Source organism: Mesorhizobium sp. M7A.F.Ca.CA.004.06.1.1, assembly GCF_003999135.1.
Lineage (GTDB): Bacteria > Pseudomonadota > Alphaproteobacteria > Rhizobiales > Rhizobiaceae > Mesorhizobium.
In genome coordinates this window covers 1-1503 of sequence record NZ_RZPQ01001069.1, presented here as the reverse complement: position 1 = coordinate 1503, position 1503 = coordinate 1, and the positions used below count along the sequence as shown (strand labels likewise).

Here is a 1503-nt window from a genome sequence, read left to right as displayed (position 1 = left end):
TCGCCAAGGAGCGCCCGCACCTCGTCGCCGGCATCTCGGACGTCTCTGGCGGACGCGTGCTGCCGGTCGTCGGCGGCGTGCTGATCCGCGACAAGGCCGGAGCCATCCTCGGCGCCGTCGGCATTTCAGGTGACACGTCGGACAATGACGAAGCCGCGGCCATCGCCGGCATCGAGGCCGCCGGCTTCACCGCCGATCCGGGCTGAGCGTCGGGGACGTTACGGGCGTTTCCGACAACTGTCAGCGCAAGCGCCCGTCAAACTTCCGCCTTCCGCGCTGGGGACCTAATTCAGATTGATGTCCCGGCTGGCCGATCGCATCGACACCGCGAATCCGGCCAGCACATCGAACAGCGCGATGACCATCAGCGTGAAGAAGACGGAATGGGCGGCGCCCTTCACCAGCAGGAACTCGACCAGGAAGGCCACGAATACCAGCGTCGACAGAAGATGGTCCATGATCGAGGCATTGGTCGTGCGCACCGACTTCGCCATTTCGAGGAACAGGAAGACCAGCCCGATCAGTATCATCAGGTCGCCCAGCGTCATCGAGAACACGCCGCCCGACATCATACTGAAGGAGAAGACCTCGCTCGCCCACGGATCGTCACCGCTGCCGAAAATTCCCAGCAGTCCGAGGTTGTAGAGCACGAAAGGCACGATCAGCAGCGGAATGGCACCGAACATCTGGCGTCTCCATGTGGGGGCGATCCTTTGTAGAATGCGCCATGGCCACGTCGTCAAGATGTTTCGCCATCAGCGCTGAACACGGTCGAAGACCGCACGCAACAACCATGTCAGCCGGTTGCCGGCCGAAGGATTTGCAACGCCGGCGGTGCACGCCTCGAAATGCGCTGCCGTCCGGCCCAAACGCAAAAGGACCAGCCACCGGCCGGTCCTTATGGAAATTCAAACCTTTGAAAAAGCTGGTCTCAGCTTTCCTTGGGCGTCAACACCTGACGACCGCGATACATGCCGGTCTTCAGGTCGATATGATGCGGACGGCGCATTTCGCCGGAATTCTTGTCCTCGACATAGGTCGGGGCCTTGAGGGCGTCGGCCGAGCGGCGCATGCCGCGCTTGGACGGAGAGGTTTTACGTTTCGGAACGGCCACGGATATGCTCCACTACATGGTCAAAAGCCCCGCCCGCCCTCGTGAAAGGGCCATGTCGGGGCCTAAATCTGAGAAAGTCGGGTGCCTATACACGCCCTGTGCCGTTTTGGCCAGCACTGGCGCGAATTTTTTTGGATCGGCTAGCGGAGACAACCGACATAGGCGCCGGAGCGGCCGGCGCGCCGCTCGATCAGATTGGCGAGCCGCCTCAAGCCAGGCCCGGGTTTGGCCGGATTGCGGGCGATCGGATTTGGCAAGGAAACCGCAAGCAAGGCGGCCTGCCGTCGCGACAGCTGTTTTGCCGAAACGCCAAAATGGTGCTGTGCCGCGGCCTCGATGCCGTAGATGCCCGGCCCCCACTCGGCGATGTTGAGGTAGATTTCCATGAT

4 protein-coding genes are annotated in these 1503 nt (G+C 62.0%); 1 reads left to right on the top strand and 3 read right to left on the bottom strand.

Annotated features, from left to right (window positions below):
- On the top strand, positions 1 to 206 hold a 206-nt coding region (locus tag EN906_RS33910; RefSeq protein ID WP_206529252.1), incomplete at its 5' end, for a heme-binding protein.
- A 78-nt stretch (positions 207 to 284) separates the two neighbouring features.
- Here the strand turns inward: EN906_RS33910 and EN906_RS33905 are convergent.
- The 3 genes from EN906_RS33905 to EN906_RS33895 form a co-directional block, all read right to left on the bottom strand.
- On the bottom strand, positions 285 to 686 hold the full coding sequence (locus tag EN906_RS33905; protein ID WP_023810946.1) for a hypothetical protein: 402 nt from the start codon (positions 684 to 686) through the stop codon (positions 285 to 287).
- A gap of 245 nt (positions 687 to 931) precedes the next feature.
- A complete protein-coding gene (gene rpmF / locus EN906_RS33900) occupies positions 932 to 1114 on the bottom strand; it encodes a 50S ribosomal protein L32 (protein ID WP_008834724.1) in 183 nt (60 codons plus the stop codon).
- Between the two features lie 140 nt (positions 1115 to 1254).
- The coding region (locus EN906_RS33895; protein ID WP_206529251.1) for a transglycosylase domain-containing protein at positions 1255 to 1503 on the bottom strand (249 nt) is incomplete at its 5' end.

Excerpts from the sequence above, each read along its gene's own strand:
- EN906_RS33905 (WP_023810946.1), bottom strand. The coding sequence starts at position 686 with ATGTTCGGTGCCATTCCGCTGCTGATCGTGCCTTTCGTGCTCTACAAC.